General features: G+C 68.3%; 24 protein-coding genes. 4 read left to right on the top strand and 20 right to left on the bottom strand.

Annotated elements, in window-relative coordinates:
- Positions 1–103: 103 nt before the first annotated feature.
- The 6 genes from WK25_RS32250 to WK25_RS08305 form a co-directional block, all read right to left on the bottom strand.
- Complete coding sequence (locus tag WK25_RS32250) at positions 104–238, bottom strand: hypothetical protein (protein WP_257785753.1); 135 nt, start codon at positions 236–238, stop codon at positions 104–106.
- Complete coding sequence (locus tag WK25_RS08325) at positions 235–606, bottom strand: GFA family protein (protein ID WP_040144953.1); 372 nt, start codon at positions 604–606, stop codon at positions 235–237. The genes WK25_RS32250 and WK25_RS08325 overlap by 4 nt, the downstream gene beginning before the upstream one ends.
- Before the next feature lie 135 nt (positions 607–741).
- The gene (locus WK25_RS08320; RefSeq protein ID WP_040144210.1) at positions 742–1,842 is read right to left on the bottom strand and encodes an NAD(P)H-dependent flavin oxidoreductase; all 1,101 of its coding nucleotides are present in this window, start codon (positions 1,840–1,842) and stop codon (positions 742–744) included.
- A gap of 275 nt (positions 1,843–2,117) precedes the next feature.
- On the bottom strand, positions 2,118–3,377 hold the full coding sequence (locus tag WK25_RS08315; RefSeq protein WP_069241410.1) for an MFS transporter: 1,260 nt from the start codon (positions 3,375–3,377) through the stop codon (positions 2,118–2,120).
- Positions 3,374–4,576, bottom strand: a complete 1,203-nt coding sequence (locus tag WK25_RS08310; protein ID WP_069241960.1) for a YbfB/YjiJ family MFS transporter — start codon at positions 4,574–4,576, stop codon at positions 3,374–3,376. The genes WK25_RS08315 and WK25_RS08310 overlap by 4 nt, the downstream gene beginning before the upstream one ends.
- A gap of 116 nt (positions 4,577–4,692) precedes the next feature.
- Positions 4,693–5,619 (bottom strand): LysR family transcriptional regulator, encoded by a 927-nt coding sequence (locus tag WK25_RS08305; protein ID WP_040144208.1) that lies wholly within the window; start codon positions 5,617–5,619, stop codon positions 4,693–4,695.
- A 146-nt stretch (positions 5,620–5,765) separates the two neighbouring features.
- Between WK25_RS08305 and WK25_RS08300 the strand changes: the two genes are divergently transcribed.
- Together WK25_RS08300 and WK25_RS08295 are read left to right on the top strand one after the other, a co-directional pair.
- Positions 5,766–6,914, top strand: a complete 1,149-nt coding sequence (locus tag WK25_RS08300; RefSeq protein WP_069241409.1) for a hypothetical protein — start codon at positions 5,766–5,768, stop codon at positions 6,912–6,914.
- Between the two features lie 446 nt (positions 6,915–7,360).
- The gene (locus WK25_RS08295) at positions 7,361–8,818 is read left to right on the top strand and encodes an MFS transporter (RefSeq protein ID WP_069241408.1); all 1,458 of its coding nucleotides are present in this window, start codon (positions 7,361–7,363) and stop codon (positions 8,816–8,818) included.
- 87 nt (positions 8,819–8,905) lie between these two features.
- Here WK25_RS08295 and WK25_RS08290 read toward each other — a convergent pair whose 3' ends face one another.
- The 12 genes from WK25_RS08290 to WK25_RS08235 form a co-directional block, all read right to left on the bottom strand.
- Positions 8,906–9,799: a LysR family transcriptional regulator gene (locus WK25_RS08290; RefSeq protein WP_059544099.1), complete on the bottom strand. Its 894-nt coding sequence runs from the start codon at positions 9,797–9,799 to the stop codon at positions 8,906–8,908.
- A gap of 109 nt (positions 9,800–9,908) precedes the next feature.
- Positions 9,909–10,733 carry an alpha/beta hydrolase gene (locus tag WK25_RS08285; RefSeq protein ID WP_069241407.1) on the bottom strand — a complete coding sequence of 275 codons (825 nt, stop codon included), beginning with the start codon at positions 10,731–10,733 and terminating at the stop codon, positions 9,909–9,911.
- 246 nt (positions 10,734–10,979) lie between these two features.
- Entirely contained in the window at positions 10,980–11,363 is a 384-nt protein-coding gene (locus tag WK25_RS08280) for a VOC family protein (protein WP_040144952.1), read from the bottom strand.
- Complete coding sequence (locus tag WK25_RS08275; protein WP_052111042.1) at positions 11,350–12,342, bottom strand: hydroxymethylglutaryl-CoA lyase; 993 nt, start codon at positions 12,340–12,342, stop codon at positions 11,350–11,352. Before WK25_RS08275 ends, WK25_RS08280 begins: the two co-directional genes overlap by 14 nt.
- An 18-nt stretch (positions 12,343–12,360) precedes the next feature.
- Positions 12,361–13,551 (bottom strand): CaiB/BaiF CoA transferase family protein, encoded by a 1,191-nt coding sequence (locus WK25_RS08270; protein WP_069241959.1) that lies wholly within the window; start codon positions 13,549–13,551, stop codon positions 12,361–12,363.
- 456 nt (positions 13,552–14,007) lie between these two features.
- Complete coding sequence (locus WK25_RS08265; protein ID WP_040144202.1) at positions 14,008–14,220, bottom strand: hypothetical protein; 213 nt, start codon at positions 14,218–14,220, stop codon at positions 14,008–14,010.
- A 133-nt stretch (positions 14,221–14,353) separates the two neighbouring features.
- A complete protein-coding gene (locus tag WK25_RS32050) occupies positions 14,354–14,869 on the bottom strand; it encodes a hypothetical protein (protein WP_069241406.1) in 516 nt (171 codons plus the stop codon).
- Between the two features lie 173 nt (positions 14,870–15,042).
- The gene (locus WK25_RS08255) at positions 15,043–15,480 is read right to left on the bottom strand and encodes a hypothetical protein (protein ID WP_040144200.1); all 438 of its coding nucleotides are present in this window, start codon (positions 15,478–15,480) and stop codon (positions 15,043–15,045) included.
- Positions 15,481–15,615: 135 nt separating this feature from the next.
- Positions 15,616–16,539: an ABC transporter permease gene (locus tag WK25_RS08250; RefSeq protein WP_059544105.1), complete on the bottom strand. Its 924-nt coding sequence runs from the start codon at positions 16,537–16,539 to the stop codon at positions 15,616–15,618.
- Complete coding sequence (locus WK25_RS08245; RefSeq protein WP_069241405.1) at positions 16,539–17,411, bottom strand: ABC transporter permease; 873 nt, start codon at positions 17,409–17,411, stop codon at positions 16,539–16,541. The genes WK25_RS08250 and WK25_RS08245 overlap by 1 nt, the downstream gene beginning before the upstream one ends.
- Before the next feature lie 49 nt (positions 17,412–17,460).
- The gene (locus WK25_RS08240; RefSeq protein WP_069241404.1) at positions 17,461–18,540 is read right to left on the bottom strand and encodes an ABC transporter ATP-binding protein; all 1,080 of its coding nucleotides are present in this window, start codon (positions 18,538–18,540) and stop codon (positions 17,461–17,463) included.
- Between the two features lie 49 nt (positions 18,541–18,589).
- Complete coding sequence (locus tag WK25_RS08235; protein WP_069241403.1) at positions 18,590–19,753, bottom strand: ABC transporter substrate-binding protein; 1,164 nt, start codon at positions 19,751–19,753, stop codon at positions 18,590–18,592.
- A gap of 531 nt (positions 19,754–20,284) precedes the next feature.
- Between WK25_RS08235 and WK25_RS08230 the strand changes: the two genes are divergently transcribed.
- Positions 20,285–20,989, top strand: a complete 705-nt coding sequence (locus tag WK25_RS08230; protein ID WP_069241402.1) for a glutathione S-transferase N-terminal domain-containing protein — start codon at positions 20,285–20,287, stop codon at positions 20,987–20,989.
- Between the two features lie 203 nt (positions 20,990–21,192).
- Here WK25_RS08230 and WK25_RS08225 read toward each other — a convergent pair whose 3' ends face one another.
- Positions 21,193–21,705 carry a MarR family winged helix-turn-helix transcriptional regulator gene (locus WK25_RS08225; protein ID WP_069241401.1) on the bottom strand — a complete coding sequence of 171 codons (513 nt, stop codon included), beginning with the start codon at positions 21,703–21,705 and terminating at the stop codon, positions 21,193–21,195.
- Positions 21,706–21,836: 131 nt separating this feature from the next.
- On the opposite strand from WK25_RS08225, the gene WK25_RS08220 reads away from it, so the two are divergent.
- Positions 21,837–23,033 (top strand): MFS transporter, encoded by a 1,197-nt coding sequence (locus WK25_RS08220; RefSeq protein ID WP_069241400.1) that lies wholly within the window; start codon positions 21,837–21,839, stop codon positions 23,031–23,033.
- 279 nt (positions 23,034–23,312) lie between these two features.
- Here the strand turns inward: WK25_RS08220 and cobM are convergent, their stop codons facing one another.
- Positions 23,313–24,041 carry a precorrin-4 C(11)-methyltransferase gene (cobM, locus tag WK25_RS08215; protein WP_069241399.1) on the bottom strand — a complete coding sequence of 243 codons (729 nt, stop codon included), beginning with the start codon at positions 24,039–24,041 and terminating at the stop codon, positions 23,313–23,315.

Below are 24,041 nucleotides of genomic sequence, written 5' to 3'. Positions count from 1 at the left end.
GTCGCAGATGAACGCATTATATATCGCGTGCGATCTTATCGGAAGCATGATTATCGTTTCCGATCAACATGATGCGCCGTCCGATATGACCGCCCGCGCTCAGTCACGACGGGTACCGGCCGCGGCGCTCGCCGTTGCGCTGTCGGCTGACCGTCAGCAGCGAGCATTGCACGGGGTGCGCGATTTCGGTCGCGAGGCCGCCCGCCGCGAACAGCAGGATCATCAGCCAGCGTTTCATGCATCCTCCACGACGGAAAGGCTCGCGCCGTCGGCGACCGACGCGTCGAGTGCGTACGGATCGACGCCGTCGAGGCAGCCGAGATTGACGCGCCAGCACGCCGGATCCTTGCGGGTCTGATGGAACGGATAGATGCCGCACCGGCTGCAGAAATAGTGACAGGCCGTGTGCGTGTTGAAACGGTAGGTCGTCAGCGCGTCCTCGCCCGCGACGATCTTCAGGTCGGCGGCGGCAAACATCGGACTCATCAGTGCGCCGCGACGGCGGCACATGCTGCAATTGCAGCGGGTCGCCGGCGTGAGCGCGGTTCGCACTTCAAATTTGACGGCCCCGCAATGGCAAGATCCGTTGAACCATGTAGCAGACATGTCGTGCTCCTCGAAGGTCATGCCTGCTTTATAGCGGACGCGCGCCGGCTTCACGTATCACACTGTATCCGCACCGTGCGCCGATACCGGGCGTTGCAATTCTTTGGCCGGCGATGTCTGCGGCGCCGGCCCGAATCAGTCCAGCGCGTGCTGCAACCGCGCGATGGCCGCCCGCGTCTCGCGCTCGAGCGTCGCGAACAGTTCGGCGGCCGGCAGCGACCGGACGAGCGGCGCCGCCTGCCCGGCCCATTGGGCCCCATAACCGAACTCGCCTTTCGCCTTCGCGGCCGCATGCAGCGCCTTCCCAGCGTCATACGCGATTGGATAGGCCGGCGTGGCCGGTGCGTGCGGATCGTCGCCGAGCGCGGTCAGCCGGTTCGCAATACCGCGCGCGACGCGGCCCGAGATCGCGGCCGTAAACGTCGTGCGGTGCGCCGCGTCGCCGAGGATCGCGCGGCGGTAGCCGTCGTCGATCGACGTTTCCGGGCACGCGACGAAGGCCGTGCCGAGCTGCGCGGCCTGTGCGCCCAGCGCGAGCGCTGCGGCGATGCCGTCGCCGTCCATGATGCCGCCGGCCGCGATCACCGGAAGCGGGCATTCCCGCACGAGCAGGCGCGTCAGCGCGAAGGTGCCGAGCCGATCGTCGCGCGCCGTCGAATCGAATACGCCGCGGTGGCCGCCGGCTTCGATGCCCTGCGCAACGATTGCATCGATGCCGGCAGCGGCGATCTGCCGCGCTTCGTCGGGATGCGTCGCGGTCGCGAACAGCGTGATGCCCGCGCGCTTGAGCCTCGCGATCGCCTCGTCGGACGGCAACCCGAAATGAAAGCTGACGACGGCCGGCTTTTCATCGATCAGCATCGCAAGCATCGCGTCGTCTTCGACGAAGCTCGTGTAGATCTCCGACAGCGACGCGGGCGGCGTCGCGCCATGCTCGCGGAACGCAGGGGCGAGCCAGTCGAGCCACGCACGTTCGACCGCGGCGTCCGCGCGCGCCGGCTGGTGGCAGAACAGGTTGATGTTGAACGGCCGGTCGGTGAGCGCGCGCGTGTCGCGGATCATCTTGCGCGCGCCTTCGGCATTCGTCGCGCCGACGCCGAGGGAGCCGAGCCCGCCCGCGTTCGACACGGCAGCTGCGAGCGCCGGTGTGCTGACGCCGGCCATCGGCGCCTGGATGATCGGGGTGCGGATGCCGAGCGTGCGCAACAGCGTCCGGTTGTCGGTCGGTCGATTCATGTCGTTGCCTCCTGCAACGTCCGGGATCGGGATGCTGCGACCAGCAAGGCGGCCGCAGGGCGGGGTCGGGTCCGGCGCGCGACGCGTTCGGCAGCGCATCGTTCGAAGCCGGTCACACGGTCACACGGTCGCACTGGCAAACACACCGGCCGGTGACGGCGCTAGTCGGTTGCGCGCGGCGACGGGTTCAAGCGTCGCCGCGCGAGCGGTTCGCCACACGCATTGCCGCCCATGCTACGCCACACCGTCGCCCGCAGGCCAGCGCCCGATCGGCGCTAGCGGCTGCGCACCCTCACGGCGAGCGCCGCGCACGCGGCCAGCAACGCAGCCGTCGCGAAGAACACCGAATGCAGGCCGAGCGCGACGCCGATTTGCCCGCCGATCACGGGACCGAGCACCTGCCCGCCGAACTGCGCGGACTGCAGGTAGCCGAGCATCTGGCCCGTCGCGCGCTCGTCGACCGACTGCCGCACCAGTTTGCCGATCGACGGCAGCAGCCCGGCCAGCGTCATCCCCATCAGTACACGCAGCGCCGCGAGCTGCCACCAGTGCGTGACGAACGCCTGCGGCACCATCGCAAGCGCGGTCAACAGCAGGCAGCCGATGATCACGTTCCAACTGCCGATCCGGTCGGCAAGCGCGCCCAGCCGCGCGGCGGTCAGCATGCTGCCGAGCGCCGAACAGGCCATCACGACGCCGGCGACGCGCGCGAGATGATCGCCGCTTACCTCAAGCCCGCCGATATAGACCGTAATGATCGGCTCGATCGACATGTTCGCGAGCAGCACCATCATTGCCGTCGCCAGAAGCGCCGCGACTGCCGCGCGATCGGTGCGCCGGGTCGCGGACGCCGCGCTTGCGTGCACGCGGCGTGTCTGCGCATCGGCGCCCGCGTCGAAATCCTCCTTCACGACGACGATCGTCAGCAGCGCGGCGACCGCGATCATCGCGCCCCCTGCGAAGAACGTGCCGCGAATGCCGAGCCAGCCCGGCAGCAGCCCGCCGACAAGCGGCCCGACGAGATTGCCGGCGAGCGCGCCGGTCGACAGGATGCCGAGCGCCCAGCCCGCGCGTTCGCGCGGCGCCTGCGTGCCGACCATCACGGTCGAGGCCGACGCATAGCCGCCGACGAGCCCGGCAACGAGGCGCAGCGCAACGAGTTCCTGCACATTGTGTGCAACGCCGATCAGCGACATCACGACGGCCATTCCGAGGGCCGCACGTACGAGCATTGGCTTGCGACCGAAGCGATCCGCGAGCCGGCCCCACAGTGGCGCGGTGACGGCGGTGCCGAGAAACGTCGCGCCGAACGCGATGCCCGACCACTGGATCACCGCCGCCTGCGTGCCGACACCGAGCTGCCGCACGTACAGCGGGAGAAATGGCAGCAGCATGCTGAGACTCATGAGCGTCGTGAACGAACCGAACACGCAGACGGCGAGATTGCGTCGCCAGTAGCGCGCATTGCGCGCCGCGTAGCCGTCAGCCGGGCGGGCCGGGACGACCGTAGCCTGCGGGTGGGCTGCCGTGCTCATCGCGCCCTCGCCGTGGCAACGACGTCGACTGCGAGCGCGGCCAACAACGCGACCGCGCCGACCGCGAACAGCGCTTCGTAACGGCCGCCGCTCGCTGCGAACAGATACGACAAGCCGTAGGCGGCGAGCGCCTGCATGATCGCGAAGCTCGTCGTCGCGCTGCGCCACGCGCGTGTCGCGGCCGACGGATGATGGGCGAGCAATTCGTTCACGCGGCCAAGCGCGAGCGGCACGATGCCGGGCGTGAACGCGCCGACTACCACACTCGACACGATCAACGCCGCCGGCCCCATCCCGACGAGCGGCAGCACGACCGCCACGGCCTCGATTGCAAACGCGATCCGCAATGCGCGGCCGAAACCCGCGCGATCGGCCAGGTGCCCGCATGCAAGCGGACCGACGATCGCGCCGAGGCCGTACAGCACCCAGTACTGCGCACCCGCGTCGACGCCCTTGCCGAGCCCGCGCGCGACGTAGTCGACGAGGAAGATCATGTGCGGGACGAGCCCGATCGCGTTGAGCCCGTATTCGACGTACAGCGGGCGCAGGCTCGCGGCACGCACGCTGCGCGCGTGAACGGCCGGCGCCTCGGTGGCGGCAGGCCGCGCATCGTCGGCCGGCCAGCCGCGCCACGCGACCACAGTCAACAGCAGCGACACGATTGCGAGCCCGAGCCAGGTCGCGGTGAGGCCCTGGCGCAGCAGGACCGGCACGATCGTGCCCGACGCCGCGATGCCGAGGCCGATCCCGGTGAAGATGCCGCCGCTCGCGAAACCGCGGCGCGCCGGCGGCACGTGCGCGAGGATCGCCGGCGCGGCAAGCACCATCAGCGCCCCGCCCGACACGCCCGACGCGAAGCGCCAGACGAAGAACCACAGGAACGACAACGGCGCCGCGCACGCGACGAACGCGAGCGTCGCGACCAGCATCATCGCGCGCAGCACGGCGGTGGAGCCGGCGCGGCGCGCGAGCCAGCCGGCGACAAGCGCGCCGGCCAGATAGCCGCCGAGGTTGGCCGCCCCGAGATAGGCGGCCGTCGACGCGGGAAACCAGTGCGCGCCGACGATCGCGGGCAGCAGCGGCGTGTACGCAAAGCGCGCGAGGCCGATACCGATCAGGCTCGCACTGGCGCCGGATACCGTGCCGCGCCATACGTTGAACGCGGGGGCATGCGGCCGGTCGAGAAGCGCTTGTTGCATGAGGACCTCCATTCGCTCGACGGACGAACGTGCGGCCGTCGCTTGAAGGAAGTCTAGATTGAACCGGCAGTCGGGAGAATTCATGCAACGCGGAAGCCATTCTTCCGCGGCGCGGTTCAATCCCCGTCGGTGATCGCTGCCAGTCGCGCGAAATGCTCGCGCAATCGCGGCGCGGCAAAATCGACGAACGTGCGCACCTTCGGCACCGACAGCCGTCCGTAAGGCGTGACCAGGTGGATCGGCAGCGGCGCATGCTCGCTGTCGCGCAGCACGATTTGCAGCGAGCCATCGCGAATCTGCTCGGCGACGTGGTACGAGAACAGCCGCGTGACGCCGTGCCCGTCGAGCGCCGACGCCAGCGCGCCGCGAATGGTGTTGACGATGAAGCGCGGCACGAACTGGACCACCTGCGGCAGCGCCGAGTGCCCGGACGGCGGGAAGCTCCACGAATCGAGCCCGAAGTGTGTCATCGAAATGATCCGGTGCCGTGCGAGATCGGCCGGCGCGGCAATCGGCGGGTGGGCCGCCAGGTAGCGTGGCGACGCAACGACGACGCGCCGCACCGAGCCCACCGGGATCGCAACGAGCGTCGAATCGGTCAGATGCGCGATCCGCAGCGCGACGTCGATTCCCTCGTCGATCAGGCTGACGGGCCGGTCGAGCAGTTGGAGGCGGACCGACACGGCCGGATGGCGGTCGATGAATTCGTCGATCAGTGCGCGCAGCACGTCCTCGCCCGCGGCGACGGGTGCGGTTACCGTCAGCAAACCGCGCGGCGCCGAGCGCGCGTCGGCGATCAGCATGTCGGCTTCTTCGAGATCCGCGAGAATGCGGCGGCATGCGGCAGCGTAGCGCTCGCCGGCTTCGCTCAGCCGGATCGTCCGGGTGGTCCGGTACAGCAGCGCCGTGCCCGTGTGTTCCTCGAGAAACGCGATCGCGCGGCTGACTGCCGCCGGCGAGCGGCCGAGGCGGCGGCTCGCGCCTGCGAGACTGCCCTCGTCCAGCGTGGCAACGAACACCTTCATCGCATCGATTCGGTCCATGGCGTGTGAGTGGGCGCGAGCGGTCGTGTCGTTGGGGGCGGGAACGCAGCGAGCAGTCTACCGCAGGCGCGCGCCAGCGCACCGATCGGCGGCAGCCGGTCGCGTCGTGAAATACTTCGGGCATGCGCCTTTGCGGAATTCCTCCGATGACTCGTGAAAAGCTTGCCACCCTGCCGTTGCATTGCGTGGTCGCGCGGCGGGGCCTGACGTGGGTTGCCGCGTTGTTGATCGGCGCGCAGCCGAACGCGGGTTCTGCCGCCGATTTGCCGCGTGCGCCGGCAGCACGCGCGCCGCAACGCATCCTGTTCGTCGGCGACAGCCTCACGCACGGCCGCTACGCGCCCGTGCGTTCGTACGGCGCGATGCACACCGGCAGCGGCGCGCGCGGCGACGCCGCGCAGGTCGTCGACGAAAACTTCGGACAGACGGGCGCGCGCGCGGAACGCGAGCCTGGCCCGTGGGGCGGGATTCCGGGCATCTTTGCGCGCTTCGCCGTCGAAGCGGGGCTCGATTACGACGTGCATCTGGAGGCCATGTCGGCGACGAGCCTCGCGAAACACGATCGCGTTGCGGCGGATGTAATCTACCGGCCAGGGTGGGACGCGGTCGTGTTGCAGGAATTGAGCGCAAAGCCGCTGCCGTTCGCGCTCACGCACCGCCGCGACAGCGATCCGGCCGGTTTCTGCGCGAGCGTCGCGACGCTCGCGCGCGGCATTCGTTCGGCGGCGCCGCAAGCGCGCATCTACCTGTATGAGACCTGGCCGAGCGCGGATCGCGCGAAAGCGCTTGCCGGCGAGCCGGGCAGCGATGGATTTCGCGCGCGCTACCTCGAGCGTATCGCCGACATTGCCGCCGCGTATCGCGAAGCGTTCGAACGTGCACGCCGATCCGATCCGTCGATCGTTGCCGTCGCGCCGGTCGGCCGAGCTTGGCTACGGGCGTGGGCGGCCGGCATCGCCGATCCCGATCCGTATGCGCCGTCCGGCGCGCCGCTGCTGTGGTACGGGATGCACGCGCAAGGCGACCCGCCGATCTCGCGGCCCGATTATCTGCATCCGGGCGTGCTCGGCGCCTACCTCGGCGCGCTCGTGCTGTTCCAGCAGATTGCAGGCATCGATGTGCGCACGCTCGGCCCGCACGAGCAGGCAGCGGCGCAACTCGGCATCGCGCCGCAGATGGCCGGGCGATTGCAGGCTGTGGCGTCGGATACGGTTCGCCACGAACATACGCGGGGCGGCGCCGGTTCACGTGGAGCGGCGCCGGCCGGAGATTCCCATCCTTGTGCGCCGCAATGACGGGCGCGTAATTCGTCACGTCGGCCGGCGCACGCTTGCCGACAAGGTACGCCGCTGCCCCGCTCCACCTTGATGGCGGCCGGCAAGACTGGCCGCGAACCGCGCGACACCGCTCTCCCCGATCACCGATCACCGATCACCGATCACGCGCGATATCGCGCTCAGGGTTTTCCGTGCCCGAGGCTCCCGCATCGGCCGAGCATTGTCCGACGCCCGTGCGGCCCGCGTGGCGCAGCCTTTCTGCCCGGGAAAGGATGCTTGAAGCATCCGCAATTATCGCGGCGCGCGAATTCGCCCACCATGTTTCGGACGAGCGGCGCTGCCCTCGCCTGCAGCCGTTTCGCGGGCTTGCGGGGCGCGGCCGTCGCGTCGCGCGACCGGGTTCGTGATGGCGGCCGCGAACGGCCGGGCATCGCGCCACGGCAAATCGATAATCTGGAGACACGATGAACAGCCAATCCCTCGATATGGGCGGCCCTGCGGGCCGGCCCGCGTCAACCTTAGCGGCTTCGGCGCGGCCCGAAGCCGAGCCGCCCTCCGTCGCCGCCGGCGGCGTCACGCTCGGCGAATTCATGGACGACCTGCCGGTCGGCGCGCTGCACCGGTTCGTCGTCTGGGTGATCGGTATCGGGCTGTTCTTCGACATGTACGAGATCTTTCTCGTCAGCACGATCGGCTCCGCGCTGCAGCACGAATACGGGCTGAGCCGGCAAAGCGCCGATTTCAAGCTGCTGCTCGCATCGGCCTTCATCGGGATGTTCGTCGGTGCGATGTGCCTCGGCAGCCTCGCCGACCGGATCGGCCGGCGCAAGGCATTCCTCACGACGCTCGTGTGGTACAGCGCGTTCTCGCTGATCGGCGCTTTCTCCGTGAGCGCCGACATGCTGGTCGCGTGCCGCTTCCTGACGGGCATCGGTGTCGGCGCGATCTATCCGGTTGCCGACAGCTACCTGTCGGAAATCCTGCCGAAAGACAAGCGCGGACGGCTCGCCGCGTGGGCGTACACAACTTCTTACGTCGCGGTGCCGCTCGTCGGCTTCCTCGCGCTGTGGCTCAATCCGCTGCATGTCGCCGGCGTGGCCGGCTGGCGCGTCATTCTCGCGACCGGCAGCCTTGGCGCCGTGTACGTGCTGCTCGTCCAGCACCGGCTGCCGGAAAGCCCGCGCTGGCTGTTCGCGCAGGGCCGCACCGCGGACGCGCATGCCGCCGCGCGGCGCTTCGCCGACAGTGCCGGCGTGCGCGTGCCGGAGCAATTCGCCGCATCGACGGAGCCGCAGCGGCCGCTGGGCGTCAGCGAGCGCTTCGCGCTGCTGCGCCGCCGCCCGTATGGCGTGCGCTACCTGATGCTCGCGGTGTTCCACCTGCTCCAGGGATTCGGCTATTACGGTTTCGGTACGCTCGCGGGCACGGTCGTCAAGAGCCGCGGCTTCGACGTGACGGACAGCACGCTGTTCATCGCGCTGTCGTTCATCGGCTATCCGATTGGTTCGCTGCTGTCGATTCCGCTGCTGAACCGGATCGAGCGTCGCACGCTGGTGATCGCGTCGATCCTGTCGATCGCCGCGTTCGGGCTGTGCTTCGCGTATTCGGGCAATACGCTGCTGATCGTGTGCTTCGGCTTCCTGACGACGTGCGCGTCGAACGTGTTCAGCAACGCTTATCACGTGTATCAGGCGGAAATTTTTCCGGCGCGCGTGCGCTCGACAGCGATCGGCAGCACGTACGCGCTGTCGCGCATCGTCAGCGGTGCGCTGCCGTTCGTGCTGCTGCCGGTGCTCGTCGAACACGGTGCGGGTGCGATGTTCGGCGTGATCTCGGTCGCGCTCGGCATCGTCGCCGTCACGCTGCGCGTGTTCGGGCCGTTGACCACGCGGCGCAGCCAGGACGATATCAATCCGGTGTGAAACTTCGTCCGGGACGGCGCCGCGAACGCGCGCGCCCGGCCGTTCGTGCGCCGCATGCATTCCGTGCATTCGGCGCATGCGGCACGTTCATCGCGCCGACATGAAATCGAACAGCTTCGCGATGTCGGTGGTCAGCGCCGCGCCGGCCTTCACGCCGACCCACAGTGTGCGCGTTGCCCACGCGTCGTCGAGTTTCACGACGCCGAGGCGCGCCGCGCGCTCGCCGGTCACGGCATCGCGCGGCAGCACGCCGATCCCGAGCCCGGCCTCGATCATTCGGCTCACGCCGTCAAAATTCGATACCTGGATGCGCAGCTTCAGCGAGCGCTCGGCGGCGAATGCGGCATCGGTCATCCTCGTGAGCAACGAGCTGCCGTCGCTCAGGCCGACGTAATCTTCATCGAGCGTGTCCGCGAAGCGGATGCTGGCGCGCGCGGCGAAGCGATGGCCGCGCGGCACGAGCAGCACGAGTTCGTCGCGCCGGTACAGCCGGCGTTCGATGCCGGGCGCCGGCACGTTGTCCGCGAATACGCCGAGATCGGCTTTGCCCGACGCAAGCGCATCGACGATCTCGTGGCTCAGCCGCTCCTCGAGACTGATCTTGATGCCCGGATTGCCGGTGAGGAATGCGGCGAGATCGGCGGGCAGGAACTGCACGATCGCCGACGTGTTGGTCCATACGTGAATGTGTCCGCGCACGCCGGCGACGTAATCGCTCATCTCGTGCGCCATCCGGTTGACCTGCTCGACCACTTTCGCCGCATGGTCGAGCAGCGCGCGGCCTGCGGGTGTCAACTCGACGCCGCGCGCATGGCGGACGAACAGCGCGCTGCCGGTCACGCTCTCCAGTTCGGCGATCCGCTTGCTGACCGCCGACAGCGTCAGCTGGCCGTGCTCGGCCGCTTTGGTCAGGCTGCCGTGCTCGGCGACGAGCGCGAACACGCGCAGCGACTGCAGATCGAAATGAAGCGGATTCACCATGATGAAGGTCCTGGGAATGGCCGGGCGGCGACCGAGCGGTGCGGCAGCGGCCTGATGCGGATCATACGCCCGGCCGCTCGATGCAAGTCGTCGCGCCGCCGCACGGTCATCACGGTACGAGCGTGTGCAACGCAGCGAGCATCGCGCTGTCGGGCGTCGCGAGATCGTCGAGCACCGTGAAGTGCCGCATGCCGGGCAGCCACGCGCGCGCGACACGTTCGCCGGCCGCTTCGCACGCGTGCGCGTAGTCGTGCGCATGCCGCACGAGCTCCGGCAACTCGGCGTCGCCTACCGCAATGACGGTCGGCGCGCCGCGGCCGATGTGGCGCAACGGGCTGTAAGCGGCGATCTCGCGCGCGGTGAGCCGAAGCTTGTCGCCGAGCACGCACAGTGCGATCGGCTCGAGGTCGACGAGCGGGCTGATCGCGAGCGCGGACACGACCGCCGGATGCGCGCGATGCACGGCCGTCAGATGGCCGCCCGCCGAATGACCGCTCAGGTGAATCGGGCGGCCAGCGGTGCCGATACCGTCGGGATCGGCCGCGAGATAGTCGAGCAGCGCGCCGATCTCGCCGACGATGTCGGTCATCGATGCGGCCGGTGCAAGCGTGTATTCGGCGAGCACGACGTCGAAGCCGCGCGCGAGCGGTCCGGCGGCAGCGTACGCGAAATCCTCTTTTGCGCAGTGCTGCCAGTAGCCGCCGTGAATGAATACGAACAGCGGTGCATCGGGCCGGCCGCACCGCAACCAGTCGAAGCGCTGCGCGGCATGCGCGCCGTAACGCAGGTCGCGCTGCCCGCGCGTCGCTTCATAGAGCGCCGCACTGCGCGCCTGACAGGACGCGAGCACGGCCGGGAAGTCGGGAATGGCTTTGGTGTTCAGGTAGGCGGCGTCGAGCGCCGCGCGGTCCATGCCGCGATAGAGGATCGTCATGCGGAAAGTGCCCGGTCGGATGGCGGATGCGCGGGACGTGAATGATGCCCCGCCGTGAAGGCGGCGGACGGACCGACGCCGTTGCACCATTATCCGCAGCGTGAGCGCGCCGTGCTATCGGGAATCGGCGGGCGGCGCTTATGTCTGTCCGCTTTCGGCGAAGGACTGTCTTGCCGCCGGAGCGGCCGGACGAACGCGATCGACGCGTTGAAGCGGCACGACGCCAGCCACGCAGCGCGACGCGGCTCAGGCCAGCTCGGAGATCTCGATCAGGTTCAGGTCCGGATCGCGCACGTACACGGACCTGATCTTTTGCGTTGCACCCGTGCGCTCGACGGGCCCGTCGACGATCGGCCACCCGACGCGCTGCAGATGCGCGATCACGTCGTCGAGCGGCACGGACGCGATGAAGCACACATCGAGCGCGCCGGGCACCGGCACGTGCGCCTTCGGCTCGAACTCCGCGCCGCGCACGTGCAGATTGATTTTCTGATTGCCGAAGCGGAACGCGATCCGGCCCGTGCCGAAGGTTTCGAGCTGCATCTGCAGCACTTTCGTATAGAAGTGCGTTGTCCGCTCCGGATCGACGCAGGTCAGCACGAGGTGGTCGAGATGGTCAATCAGCGCCATGCGCTTCGCTCCTGTTCACGAGAAAAGTCCGCTGCGCCGGCCGGTCCCCGGCGTGCGCGCGCGGCGGCGGATGAAGGTCCGATCGGCGCCCGGCCTTCAGAAGCTGGCTCGGCACGTCGTGCCCGATCAGCGCGGGCAGCCGTGCAGCCGCGGCGAGCACGGCCGCGAGATCGACGCCCGTGTCGTAGCCGTCGAGCGCGAGCATGTGCACGAGCTCTTCCGTGCATGCGTTGCCCGTCGCGCCCGGCGCGTACGGGCAGCCGCCGAGGCCGCCGAGCGATGCGTCGAAGCGATCGATGCCGGCGTCGAGCGCGGCAAGCGTGTTGGCAAGCGCCATCCCGCGCGTGTTGTGAAAGTGCAGCGTGAGTTGAAGCGCGCCGAAGCGTTCACGCGCGCGCCTGGCGAGATCGCGCACCTGCGACGGATACGCCATTCCGGTCGTATCGCACAGCGTGAAGCCGTGCACGCCGAGATCCGCGAAACGCTGCATCCACGCGAGCACGGTTTCCGCGCGCACGTCGCCTTCCATCGGGCAACCCATCGCGGTCGACAGCGACACATTGATCGCGATGCCGGTGCCGCGCACCGCGTCGATCACGTCGTGCAGTTGCGCGAACGACTGCTCGCGCGTCATCCGCAGGTTCGCGCGATTGTGGCTCTCGCTCGTCGACATCACGAGGTTGACTTCATCGACGCCGCACGACAGCGCACGCTCGGCACCGCGCACGTTCGGCACGAGCGCCGTATAGACGACCGCCGGAGCACGCACGATGCCGTGCATCACGGCCTCGGCGTCACGCAGCGCCGGAATCGCGTTCGGCGACGTGAACGATGTGACTTCGATCTTCGCGTAGCCGCATGCGCTCAATGCGTCGACGAGCGCGATCTTGTCGTCGGTATCGACGAACGCCGCTTCATTCTGGAATCCGTCGCGCGTCGCGACTTCGTGGATGTAGAGCCGTTTGGTCTGCCGGTTCATGTCGTCGCCTCGGCGAATTCAGATCACGCCGCGCGCACGCCAGTCGGCGCGTGTCGCGGCGTCGATGCCGAGCGATTCGAGCACCGCGCCCGTATCGGCGCCGAGTGCCGGTGCCGGACGCTCGATGGATCCCGGCGTCGCGCCGAGCTTCGGCACGACGCCCGGCACGAGCACGGGCGTGCCGTCGGGCAGCGCGGCGTCGACGATCATGTCGCGCGCGCGGTAATGCGGGTCGGCCGCGATGTCGGCCACGTCGTAGATGCGCCCGGACGGGATGCGCGCGTCGTTCAGCGCGGCCAGTACGTCGTCGAGGTCGCGCCGCGCGCTCCATTCGCCGATCGCCGCATCGATGCGCGCGACCTGCGCGACACGCCCGTCGTTGTGCGCGAGCGCCGGGTCGTTGCCGAGATCGGGGCGCCCGATCACCTCCATCAGGCGCCGGAAGATGCTGTCGCCATTGCCCGCGATCAGCGCGTACCGGCCGTCCCGACACCGGTACGCGTTGCTCGGGGCGATGCCGGGCAGGCTGCTGCCGGCCGCCTGGCGCACCGCGCCGAACGCCGCGTATTCGGGCAGCAGGCTTTCCATCATGTTGAACACCGATTCGTACAGCGCGACGTCGACGACCTGACCGTTGCCGCCCTGCAGATCGCGATGCCGCAGCGCGAGCAGGATGCCGATCACGCCGTGCAGCGCCGACAGCGAATCGCCGAGCGACACGCCGACGCGCACCGGCGTGCGGCCCGGTTCGCCGCTCAGGTGCCGCAGGCCGCCCATTGCCTCCGCGATCACGCCGAAGCCGGGCCGGTCGCGATACGGGCCGGTCTGGCCGAAACCGGACACGCGCAGCATCACCAGGCCGGGGTTGATGTCGGACAGCACGTCCCAGCCGAGCCCCCAGCCCTCCAGCGTGCCCGGGCGGAAATTCTCGATCAGCACGTCCGTTTCGGCGACGAGGCGCCGCACGACGTCCTGCCCTTCGGGCGTGCGCAGGTCGAGCGCGACCGAGCGCTTGTTGCGCGACTGCACAGCCCACCAGACCGACGTGCCGTCGTGCATCAGCCGCCATTTGCGCAGCGGGTCGCCGACGCCGGGCGGCTCGACCTTGATCACGTCCGCGCCGAATTCGGCGAGCATCCGGCCTGCGAACGGCCCGGCGATCAACTGGCCGAGTTCCAGTACGCGGATGCCGTCCAGCGGTCTCGTCATGGCTGTCTCCGATGAAAAAAGCGTGTTGTCGATGACGGCGATCATGACGGCGTTCGGAGCCCGCGAAAATCGATCGATGCTCAACCAGCCTTTCCCGGGCGGAAAGGCATGGCGGTTTCACGCGGTCCGGTCGGTCTGTCGCATCCGGCGCTTACCGCGATGCCGCACGTCGTGCGGGCGACTGACGACGCAATGCGGGCGGCTCGATGTCGTCGCCGGAAGATTTGAGGGGCAGCGGCACGCCGGTACGCAGCGGGTGCAGACATGACGGCGTGCCGACGCGCTGCGGACAGGACGCGAGCCGCGATGGAATGGAGGAAAGCGCGGGAGACAGAGCTGGGGCGATGCGGGAGCGGTGCAGCGCTGCGCACCGATGCGCGAGGCGTGGCCCGCGCGAGCGCGGACGCAGGCCGCGCGCGGGGGCAAATCAGTGGTGAGTGGCCTGCGAGGCGGAGTTCAGTAGGCCGACATCTCGACGCAAGGATCGACCTTGGACGGCGAGCAAATGACCGAGTACTTGGCGCTTTCGCGCATCAGCGCTTCGCCTTCGTGCAACGCAATCTTGATCTCCGGGTGGCGCTCGTACGCAAGGAATGCGGAGCACGCGACCGCCGACATCACGACCAGGGAAAACACAAACTTTTCAAGGGATTGGAAACGTTCAGGCATGATTCGACCTTTCTGCTAGGCCGCCATTATACCCGGGAATAAGGGTTTTCCCTATAACCCCGTTCGCATGCCGGCCATCACCTGTGGTCGCGCCCTTAAATCGCCGCCGGCCGCCCCGCCGCTGCGCTCGGCCTCAAGCCCGCTCGCGCGGTTCCGGCGCATCGACCGCCCGGAACGGAGTCCGGTGCGAGCCCAAGCGACCCGCGCCCACTCCGATCCCGTGGTGTAGCAAGTCGTGCTCGAATCGCTGGAACGATTCGACGATGTGCTTGTGCAGCAGCGCGACGTCCGATGGCTTGATCAGCAGCTTTGGACCAGGTCGTCGCCACGGGCGTCGGCGATCGATTGCCCTTCTCCGCAGCTGGACAGCAAAATCCTCACGATGTCCGCGTAGCGCCTTTGCGCGCTGCAGCAGGCCGATTCCGGACACGCGCAGCAGATAGCGGATCCGGTAGCCCGGCAGCTTCCAGCGGATCGGCTCCGACACGAAATCGGTCGCGCCGGCGTCGAACGCACGGGCGATCGATGCGTCGTCGTCATTCCGCCGTGAGCATGACGATGGGCACGCGGTGCCCCTCCGGCAACGCACGCAGCGCGCGGCAACCGTCGAAGCCGTCGCCGCCGGGCATTTCGCGACATCGGGCAGCACGACCGCGGGGCGATGCCGCAGGAACGCGGCGATGCCTTCGTCCGGCTCCGTCGCTTCCTCGACGCGAAAGCCTTCGGGCTCCAGCGTTTTCCACCACCAGCATGCGCGTCATCGCATCGTCGTCGATGATCCGCATGGATGCGCGGAGCCGGCGAAAAATGCCGCCGGCGACTTTACTGCGGCGTCGACGCGCCGCGGGCCGCACTCCCCGGCCACGCGTTGCCGATCTTGTCGATCAGCGACTTCGCGGCACCGGTCGCGATGGCGGCGTCGACGCCGGACGTTTGCCACGATCCGTCGGCGCCCTGCACGAACGTGAGGTTCGCGCGCGACGGCGCATAGTCGGAATTGCGCCACGTGACCACGACGTCGCACGTGTACGTGCGTTCGCGAGCCTTTCGGCAGTCGCCGTCGGGCTTCGCCGAGATCACATCGGCCGATACGGGCAGCGGCTGGCCGAACAGCGCGTTCAGGCCGCCGTGGTTTTCCGCGTCGAGCGCACGGCGCACGGCGGCGTCGACGTCGCTCGAGCCGGGGCCATCGTGGATCAGGTTGCAGGCGGCGAGCAGCGTGGCGGCACAGCCGAGCGTCAGCAGCGTTTGAAGCTTCATGGAATTCCGTGAATCGGTGAACGTCGGGCGGCATGCGGCGATGCGAGGGCGTGCATTGCCAAGCCGATACGCCGCGTAGTCTGCAACGTCCACGCGCGGTTCGCGGTATCCATTTGTAACCGATTGCACCGCCGGCTACTGCCGCTCCTGTTTCACCCGGCTGACGAGTTGCGTCGGGCTGACGAACTGCAGCGCGATCACGACCCACACGAGCGTGATCGCCATATAGATCATCGCCATCGCGTCGATCGACTGCGGCGCGCGCACGCCGGTCGAGAAGACCGCGTAATACAGCGCGACGACGAGCGTCTGCGTGCTCGGGCCCGCGGTGAAAAACGTTAACTCGAACATCCCGATCGTGCGCACGAGCACGAGCAGCCCCGCAGCGAGCATGCCGGGCACCAGCAACGGCAGCAGGACGTAGCGGAAATAGCGCCACGTGTTCGCGCCGAAGATGCGCGCGGCGGCCTCGAGATTCGGATCGATCTGCTCGATGAACGGCGTCATCACGAGGATCACGAACGGCAGCGCCGGCACGAGGTTTGCCAGGATCACGCCCGGCAGCGTGCCGGCGAGTCCGACCTTGTACATCACGGTCGCCATCGGAATCCCGTAGGTAACGGGCGGCACCATCAGCGGCAGCAGGAACACCAGCAGCGCGAACCGCTTGCCGCGGAACTGCACGCGCGCGAGCGCATACGCGGCCGGCACACCGAGCGCGACCGACAGCAGCACCACCGCGCCGACCACCTCGACCGTCACCCACAGCACGCTCGCAAGCTGGAAGTCTTCCCAGGCCTTCGCATACCAGTGCAGCGTGAAGCCCTGCGGCAGCGGCGTGCCGAACCAGCGCGTCGCGATCGAGTTCACCGCGACGGTCGCAATCAGCAACATCACGTTCAGCAGGAAAAACGCCATCAGCCCCCATACGAGCGCCTTCCACGCACGGCCGGCCAAGTTGCCGCGCATCTTTTGCGGCTTCATCGCGTTGACGGGCTGGGCGCCGGGCGGGCTGTGCTTCGGCGGCCACGCCGGCGCTGCGTGATTGTCGGTCGCCATCAGCCCTTGCCTCCCGTGACCGGACCGGTATAGAAAAAGCGGCGTGCGCCGAGCATCGATGCGACCACCAGCAACTGCACGAAGCCCATCACGATCGCGATCGCCGACGCGAGCGAATAGTCGTAGCTCTCGAACGCGGCTTCGGCGGCTGCGATCGAAATCACGCGCGTCGGCCCGGCCGGCGCGCCGAGCAGTACGGCCGACGGGAACACCGAAAACGACTGCACGAACGACAGGCACGCGGCCATCGTGAGCCCCGGCACGAGCAGCGGCAAGTAAATCCGCCGGAACTGCTGCCATGGATTCGCACCGAGCGTGGCCGCGGCGCGCGCGAGCGTCGGGTCGATGCCGCTGATGTACGACAGCATCAGCAGGAATGCGAACGGAAACCCAGACACGATCAGTGACAACAGCACGCCCCAGTAGTTGTGCGTGAGGCGCACTTCGTCCGTGTACAGATGCAGCCCCTGCAGCGCTTGCGGGAACCAGCCGTTCGGGCCGAAGTACGTGAGCATCCCGTCCGCGACGAGCACCGTGCCAAGCGTGACCGGAATCACGAGCAATGTCGTCACGAACTTCTGGTACGGCGAATTGCGGCGCAGCGCGAACGCGACGGGCACCGAGATCCCGACGTTGATCAGCGTCGCCGGCACCGCGAGCTTCAGCGTGACGAGCACCGTCGGCCACATCGCGGTGTCGGTGAAGAACTGCACGTAGTTCGCTAGCGCGCCGCCGCCGTTCATCGGCTGGAACGACAGCACGAGACCGTATGCGAACGGGTAGATGAACAGCGCGACGATGAACGCGAGCGCGGGCGTGACGAGCCACGCCTTCGCGTCGCGCGGCGCGCCGCCGGTCGCGAGCGTGCTCATGCGGCCTCCGGGCCGTGCGCCGCCGCGCCCGCCGGGTGGCGCGGGCCGGTCATTGCCCGCCTCCCGGATAGACGAGCGTGCGCGCCGGCGCCACGCGCAACCGCAGCGGCTCGCCTGGCGAGAATTCGCCAGCCATGCGCGCCCAGATCGCGCCGAACGGCGCGATCGCACGAACCAGCGAGTCGCGGCCGCCGTACTTCACCGTCTCGACGGTCGCATCGAACGCGTTGTCGGCGCCCGGTGCCGCACGCTCGATGTCGTCGGGGCGCAGCGCGACCAGCACGTCCTTGCCGTCGAAGCCGGCCATCGGCACACCGGCGATACGCACACCGGCCGAACCGACGTTCACGTAGTCGCCGGCCATTCCTTCCAGCGTGAACGGCAGCACGTTGCGATAGCCCATGAAGCGCGCGACGTGCAGGTTGTGCGGGCGCGTATATACGTCCTTCGGCGACGCGACCTGCTGTACGACGCCCTCCTTCATCACGACGATCCGGTCGGCCATCGACAGCGCCTCGTCCTGATCGTGCGTGACGTAGATCGTCGCGCGTTCGAGCTGCGTGTGGATGCGTCGGATCTCCGCGCGCATCTCGATGCGCAGCTTCGTGTCGAGGTTCGACAGCGGCTCGTCCATCAGCACCAGCGGCGGCTCGATGACGATCGCACGCGCGATCGCGACGCGCTGCTGCTGGCCGCCCGACAGTTGCCCGGGCAACTTGCCCTCATGGCCGACGAGCTGCACGAGTTCGAGCGCCTGCTGCGCGCGCCGCCGTGTCTCCTGCTTCGGCACGCCGCGCATCTTCAGGCCGAAGCCGACGTTGTCGAGCACCGACATGTGCGGAAACAGCGCGTAGTTCTGGAACACCATCCCGAAGCCGCGGCGCTCGGGCGGCAGCACGTCGATGCGCGTGTCGTCGAGCCAGATGCCGCCGCTCGTGAGCGGCTGCAGCCCGGCGATGCAGTTCAGCGCGGTCGACTTGCCGCAGCCCGACGGGCCGAGCAGCGCGATGAATTCGCCGCGGTGGATGTCTAGATCGAGTCCGTTCAGTGCGGCGACCTGCGCGCCCTCCGCGTTGGTGAAGCTGCGGCACACGCCATCGAGCCGCAACCGTTCGAAACTGTGCTTCATTACGCGAACTCCGTCGGCGCGGGCGCTCGCGCGCCCGCGGGTTCATCCGTCATTTCGACTTCTGCGAACCGATTTCGCGGTCCCACTTCTGGAATGCGGCGACCATCGCCTGCGCGCTGAGCGGTTGCACGTGCGGACGATCCGCGAGGAGTTTCGCGTACTCGGGGCGGCCGAATTTCCTGATCACTTCCTGGCTGTGCGCGGGCGCCATCTCGAGCGTCACGCCCTTCACTGCCGGGCCCGGGTAGAAATAACCGTCGTCGTAGGTCATCGCCTGCTGTGCCGGTTCGAGCAGGAAATTCATCAGCTTGAACAGCACGTCGAGCTTGTCCTTCGGCACGCCCTTCGGGATCACCATGTAGTGGGCGTCGTTGACCCATGTCATGTTGTCGAACGCCTGGACCCGGAAGTCGGCCGGCACGATGCCGAGCGCCCGCGGGTTCAGGTCCCAGCCGGTGACGGTGACGGTCATGTCGCGCGTGCCTTCGCCGAGCTCCTTCATCACCGCCGACGTGCCGCCCGGGTAGTACGGCACGCATTCGTTCAACTGTTTCAGGAACGCCCAGGTCTTGTCCCAGCCGTTGATCGGATCATGCGGATCCTTGTCGCCGAGCACGTATGGCAGCCCCATCAGGAACGTGCGTCCGGGGCCGGAGTTCGCCGGGCGCGCGTAAATGAGCTTGTTCGGATGCGCCTTGCACCACGCGAGCAGCTGGTCGGGCGTCTTCGGCGGATCGCTGACCTTCGCCGGGTTGTATTCGAGCAGCGGGCCGGCCGGCATGTAGGTCACTTCGAGGCCGAACCCCTGCGCGAGATCCTGCATCTTGCGCGGGCCCGGCGCGTACTTGTCGAGCACGCCGGGAAATGCGCTTGCGTTGTCGGGCAGCAGCTTCAACCACAGGTTCTGTTCGATGCCGGCGGCCAGCGCGTCGGTGCCGGTCAGTACCAGATCGATGTCCGCGCGTCCCGCCGCCTGCATCGCCTTGATCTTGCCCGGCAGCTGCGGCGCGGGCGCGTTCGTGAAAGTGACGTTCGCGACGAGATTCGGGTTCTTTTCCTTGAACGCGTCGATGGCCTTCTGCGTGAGCTGCAGGTTGCCCGCGACGTCGACGACGTTCAGCGACACCGGCGCCGCGACGGCCGCCGCCGACAGCGTCAGGCCCAGCGCCAGCGCGATCCGGCGGGCGCGGCGCGCGATCGTGGTTGTGTTCATGTCTCCTCGCTTCGGTCGGTGGATGGGACCGTTCTTTCAGGAAATCATGACGGCGTTATACGATGTCGGTCAACAAAAAACCGAGCGGCGCGGGGCGGGAATTTCCCTAACAACAACCTTCCGATTGTCGACGGTTTGGACATCGCGCGATCCCATGGCACGTTCAGCCCGTAATGTGTTAGGACGTCGTATATCGGGGTGCGCCGCAATGCAATCGGTTCACGCGGGCGGCGCCGGCAGTCGTCACCTCCGTGCAGCGCAGTGCGCGCCCAGCATCACCGGTGCACCGGGCGCCGCGACGCCCGCACACGCGTGCATGGCGCCATGACACGACGCGTACACGGCCGCGGCCCGTGGCACGTATCGCCGCCGTCTGCAGCAATCACGGGGATCGGCTACAGTTGGCGTTTTCGGCGCGCCCCGCGTGCCTGCCCTCGCGGTCGCCCCGTCCGCGCTGCCGTCCTGGCCGCGGGCAGTATCGCGCGGCGAGCCGGCGGAGCGCGGATTCTTCACATTGACGAGCGAACCTTCATGCCCGATCTGTCCGCCTTCCCGATCACGAAAAAATGGCCGGCCCAGCATCCCGACCGTCTCCAGCTTTATTCGTTGCCGACGCCGAACGGCGTCAAGGTGTCGATCATGCTCGAGGAGACCGGCCTGCCGTACGAGCCGCACCTCGTGCGCTTCGACACGAACGACCAACTGTCGCCCGAATTCCTGTCGCTGAATCCGAACAACAAGATTCCGGCGATCATCGACCCGAACGGTCCCGACGGCCGGCCGCTGCCGCTGTTCGAATCGGGGGCGATCCTCATCTATCTCGCGGACAAGACTGGCCAGTTGATCCCGAAGGATCTGGCGGGCCGCTACGAGACGATCCAGTGGGTGATGTTCCAGATGGGCGGCATCGGCCCGATGTTCGGCCAGGTCGGCTTCTTCCATAAATTCGCGGGCCGCGACTACGAGGACAAGCGTCCGCGCGACCGCTACGTCGCCGAATCGAAGCGGCTGCTCGGCGTGCTCGACGCGCATCTCGCGAACCGCAACTGGGTGATGGGCGATACGTACACGATCGCCGACATCGCGATCTTCCCGTGGGTGCGCAACCTCGTCGGCTTCTACGAGGCGGGCGATCTCGTCGGCTTCAGCGAGTTCCGGCATGTCGCGCGAGCGCTCGACGCGTTCGTCGCGCGTCCGGCCGTTGCGCGCGGGCTCAATATCCCGGCACGCGACTGACGCGCGACTGTTTCGTGCAGCGGGCGCGGCCCGCTGCCTGCGTGCCCGCCGCATGGCCGGTCGGTGCGGGCCACGGGCGTTCGACGTTCATTCCACAGGCGGCCCGCTGCACCGCGCAGCGGGCCGCTTCCTTCCGTTTTCCGCGTTTTCCGCGTTTTCCGCTTCTGGCCGCGCGCTGCGTTCGGCGTGATCAGGCGGCCCGGTCATCTTTCGGTCGTCGCCGACGCCGGTCCCGTCAATCCCGCCAGCAGCTTTTCCAGCAGCGCCGACAGTTGCACCTGTTCGGCTTGCGACAGCGAAGCCAGCATCGCGCGCTGATTGTCGACGTGCGCGACCACCGCATCGTCGATCAGCGCGCGGCCGGCGTCGGTCAGCGCGACCAGCGTGCCGCGACCGTCGTCCGGATTCGGCCGGCGTTCGACCCAGCCCGCCTTCTGCAACCGGTCGATGCGCGCGGTCATGCCGCCCGACGACATCATCAGCGCGTCGTATAGCGACGTCGGCGTCAGCGCGAACGGCGCACCGCTGCGCCGCAGCGTCGCCAGCACGTCGAATTCGCCCGGCTGCATCCCGTAGCGCGCGAACAGCGGATTCAGTCCGTCGCGCGCGATGACGAGCGCGGCCTCCTGCAGCCGTCCGATCACCAGCATCGACGATGCATCCAGATCCGGTCGCTCGACGCGCCATTGTGCGAGCGCATGTGCGGCTCGATCCATTAACCCTCCTCGGCCCGGTAGTTATCTTGACGTCGAGATAAATCGCGATTTATCTTGATGTCGAAATACTTTACCTGAAAACGCACTGCGACCGACGGGATGCCGTGCATCGATATCGAGGGCCACTCCAGATGATCTCCTTCACTTCTCCCGGATGGCGGCTTGCCGCGATTGTGCTGGTCGGGCTGAACCTGCGGCCGGCGCTGGCGGCAGTCGGCCCGCTGCTCGACATGATCCAGCGCGCGACGGGCATTGGCGACAGCGCGGCAAGCCTGCTGACTACCATTCCGATTCTGCTGATGGGACTCGGTGCATTGGGCGCGCGCCGGCTGCAACGGATGACGGGCATCGCAGGGGGTGTGTGGGTCGGCGTCGCGCTGATCGGACTTGCGTGCGTGTCGCGCGCCGGCGCGCAGCACGCGTGGCTGCTGCTTGCGAGCGCGTGCTGCGCGGGCCTCGGCATCGCGATGGTGCAGGCGTTACTGCCCGGCTTCGTGAAAGCGCATTTCGCGGCGCGGATCGGCGGCGCGATGGGGGTGTACTCGACGTCGATCATGGGCGGTGCGGTGCTCGCGAGCGTCGTCGCACCGTTGGTCGCGGCGCGCTGGGGCTGGCAGGTGGCGCTGGCGGGCTGGGCGCTGCCGGCCGCTATTGCGGCGGTTGCATGGTCGTTCGCCGGCCGCGGCGGCGACGCGTCGGCACCTACGGCGAGTTCGGCGCTGGCATCGGCGCCGGTGCCGCAGGGCGGGCCGTCACGCTCGCCGCGCGCATGGCGGCTCGCGCTGTTCTTCGGGATCGCGACCGGCGCGTACACGCTCGTGCTGGCATGGTTGCCGCCGTACTACATGCGGCTTGGCTGGTCCGCGACCGCGGCCGGCAGCCTGCTCGGCGGCGTGACGCTCGCGGAAGTCGTCGCGGGCCTGGCAATCTCGGCGACGATCGATCGCTTCCCCGATCGTCGGCCCGCGTTGCACGCGGCGATCGCATCGCTTCTCGCTGGATTGCTGGTGATGTTGGCCGCGCCGCAGGCGCTCGCGTTGCCGGCCGCGTTGCTGCTCGGAGCCGGCATCGGTGCGCTTTTTCCACTGTCGCTGATCGTCACGGTCGATCATGCGGCGACGCCCGCCGATGCGGCATCGCTGACGGGTTTCGTCCAGGGTGTCGGCTATCTGATCGCGGGACTGTTTCCGTTCGCGGCGGGCGTCGTGCGGCAGCAACTCGCGGATCTGTCGCCCGCCTGGATCGCGATGGCCTGCCTCTGTGTCGTACTGTTCGCACTGGCGGCAGGGTTTGCGCCGACGTTCGCGCGGCGCGTTGCGCGCGCGTAGGCAGCGGGCGTTGCGTCAGGCGCCCGCCGCCTGTGCGCCGCCGGTCGGACAGGCGCCGCGGCACACGTGCGCGACGTCGCCGGCGACACATACGCGGACATACGCAGATCGTCACGCGTTGCCGGTGTTTCTTCAGCGCACCGCCGACACGCGCCGGCCGTTCGCTGCTGACTGAACGGGTGACGCGCAGCTCGCGATGCGCTGCGGGGACTGGCCCGGCGTCAGCGCGGGGATGACGTCAACCCGCCTCGCATCCGGTTCCGTCCGTTCCGTTCGCGATCAGCCGGCGCTCGCATACAGCGTCGAATCCGCGAATCCTTGCGCATCCAGCACGCGCCCGATCAGGATCAGCGCGGTACGCTCGATCTGCGTGCCCTGCACCTTGTCGACGATATCGGCGAGCGTCCCGGTCACGCGTTCCTCATCTGGCCAGCTCGCGCGATAGATCACCGCGACCGGGCACTCGGGCCCGTAATGCGGCAGCACTTCGTCGACGATCCGCGCGAGATGCCGCACGCCGAGATGGACCGCGAGCGTCGCGCGATGCGCGGCGAGCGAACCGAGCGCTTCGCCTTCCGGCATCGTCGTCTTGCCTGCGAAGCGCGTGAGAATCACCGTCTGCGCGATGCCGGGCAGCGTCAGCTCGACGCCGAGCGCCGCCGCGCATGCGGCGGTGGCCGTCACGCCCGGCACGATTTCGTATGGAATCCCGAGCGTCTTGAGCCGGCGGATCTGTTCGCCGATCGCGCCATACAACGACGGGTCGCCCGAGTGCACGCGCGCGACGTCCTGCCCTTTCGCATGCGCGTCGGCGAGCAGTGCGACGATCGCATCGAGGTCGAGCTCGGCCGTATTGACGACCTGCTCCGCCCGATGCCCGTCGAGCACGGCGGGCGGCACGAGCGAACCCGCATACAGGATCACCGGGCACGTGCGCACGAGGCGCTGGCCCTTCACCGTGATCAACTCCGGGTCGCCGGGGCCGGCACCGATGAAATACACCGTCAT

This window comes from Burkholderia latens (genome assembly GCF_001718795.1).
Lineage (GTDB): Bacteria > Pseudomonadota > Gammaproteobacteria > Burkholderiales > Burkholderiaceae > Burkholderia > Burkholderia latens_A.
The sequence above is the reverse complement of the archived record's forward strand: the minus strand, read 5'-3'. Positions and strand labels throughout refer to the sequence as shown.